This is a genomic window from Phocaeicola coprophilus DSM 18228 = JCM 13818 (genome assembly GCF_000157915.1).
In the GTDB taxonomy this organism is placed as follows: Bacteria; Bacteroidota; Bacteroidia; order Bacteroidales; family Bacteroidaceae; genus Phocaeicola; species Phocaeicola coprophilus.
In genome coordinates, this window is the sequence record NZ_EQ973628.1 from 1 (window position 1) to 2,360 (window position 2,360).

The following is a 2,360-nucleotide window of genomic DNA, read 5'->3' on the forward strand; positions in this document are numbered from 1 at the left end:
TAAATAATGTTTGTCATGAAAATGATACATATACAAAATCCATTGGTAATTATATCAAAGAGCATTACATGAGTGGTTATCAAGATGAAAGCTTAGATAATAATATAAAGAAATTTGTATTCATTATTGATGAAATCAATAGAGGAGAAATCTCAAAAATATTTGGAGAACTATTTTTTAGTATAGATCCTGGTTATCGTGGAGTAAAAGGTATGGTAAAAACTCAATATCAGAATATGATTACCAATGAATCTGATCCTTTTTATGAAGGTTTTTATATACCTGAAAATGTCTATATCATAGGAACAATGAATGATATAGATCGTAGTGTTGAAAGTATGGATTTCGCAATGCGCCGACGTTTTGCCTGGCAAGAAGTAAAAGCAGAAGAAAATACAGGTATGTTGGATGATCTTAAAGAAATGAAAGATGAAGTTATTGAAATAATGAAACGTTTGAATAATACTATATGGAATGAAACTACTAATACAGGTATTGAGGGGCTAAATGCTGCATATCACATTGGTGGTTCTTATTTTAGTAAACTGCAACTTTACCTGAATGAAGATCATACAAACAAAAAATCTGCCTACAGGCATCTTTGGGAAAATCATTTAAAAGGAGTCCTTTCTGAATATTTAAGAGGAATGCCGGAGGCAATGGAGAATATGAAAAAATTGGAAGATATATATTTTAAAGAAGATGTCAATGCTGATATTGAGGGATAATACTAAATATTCATCTACTTCTGATAACCTTGAAAAATATCTGTCTTTACAGAATATTGCCAACAGAAACGTTTCAGAACTGTTAGATGATAAAGACAATAACCTGCTAATATATCCACATTCATTTTATCAATGTGAGGATGAGACTGGTAAACAGCCTCTATTGTTGCTACAGACTCATTGGAAGGAGAGAAAATGTACTAAAGTTATGCTTGAAACAGGGAATATGGCAGGTTTTATAGGGATTAATGGATTATCTCTTTCTATACATTCCCGTTTCTCCCAAGATTCAAAAGAAGATTTCTTCTTACATTATATGCTTAGCAAGGTTTTTTGTATTAATGTGTTGAATCTATCTCATGGAACTAGTGATGAACAACTATTCGATTTTCTGTTATACATGTTTCCAAGATTTCTTAATGAGGCACTATCACAAGGTATATACAAGGAATACAAGCGGAATGAATATAATGATGCAAATGTCCGAGGCACAATAAATATTAACCGGCATTTAAGAACTAATATGCCTTTCAACGGACGTATTGCTTATAGTACACGTGAATTTAGCCATGATAATCATGTTACTGAATTAATACGACATACTATTGATTATATCAGTAAGAGTAAATTTGGTAGAACATTGCTGGAAAATGATAGTGAAACACGTACAAGTGTTACTCAGATTATATCTGCAACACCCAGTTACTGCAGACAAGAAAGAGAAATTGTTGTTAAAAGTAATTTGAAGGAAATTAACCATCCATATTATTCTCGCTATACACCTTTACAGAAACTTTGCTTACGGATATTACGACATGAAAAGATTAAATATGGGGAGAAGAAAAATAAGATACATGGCATTTTATTTGATGTTTCATATTTATGGGAAGAATATCTTGCTACTATATTAACAAAACAAGGATTCAAGCATCCCAATAACAAAAAAGGTTTCGGATGTATTTATCTGGCAAAACATAATCGCCTTCCCAGATATCCTGATTATTACAGGGAATATGATCGTCTTATTGTTGATGCCAAATACAAAAAAGAGACAAATCGAGATGATATTCATCAGATGATAACTTATATGTATCAAATGAAAGGGAAACGTGGTATTTTTGTACAACCCGGTGACAAAGAATATCTTAAGGATATATTTCATTTATTAGGATATGGCGAAGAGGAAAATGCAGAACTCCAAACATATATATATCCTATATCACGAATAACAGATAGCTATAAGTCGTTTGTCTCTGAAATGTTAAAATCGGAGGATTCATTAAAAACAAAATTCAAACTTGAACTTGAACCATATCAATAAATAGCTATTGGATTTACTATCCAGCTTTGCAAGAATAATGAGACTGGCATTCTAAGAATATAAAGTCAAGTGTTTTATATATGATATCAAAAAAGGTTACAGCCGAGAAGAACTCTTAGCTGTAACCTTTTTTGTTGAAGCAACCATAATTTTTTAATATTTACCACACACTGTACTTCGGTTTATCCAACCGAAATAACAAATGTGTTGCACATTTCTTACCAAAAAAACTTGGTTAATACATTTGTCACAAAATCAATCAATACTTGAAATGATACAGACTCCGGTTATTGTGACATTCGCCAATCAGT

2 protein-coding genes are annotated in these 2,360 nt (G+C 31.5%); both read left to right on the forward strand.

The genetic code is table 11. The features are described from left to right. Nucleotides 1-728, forward strand: a 728-nt coding sequence (locus BACCOPRO_RS00005; RefSeq protein WP_008139678.1) for an AAA family ATPase, incomplete at its 5' end; no start/stop codon positions are given. Then, nucleotides 703-2,049: an McrC family protein gene (locus BACCOPRO_RS00010; RefSeq protein WP_246497779.1), complete on the forward strand. Its 1,347-nt coding sequence runs from the start codon at nucleotides 703-705 to the stop codon at nucleotides 2,047-2,049. The genes BACCOPRO_RS00005 and BACCOPRO_RS00010, both read left to right, overlap by 26 nt. Nucleotides 2,050-2,360: the final 311 nt, after the last annotated feature.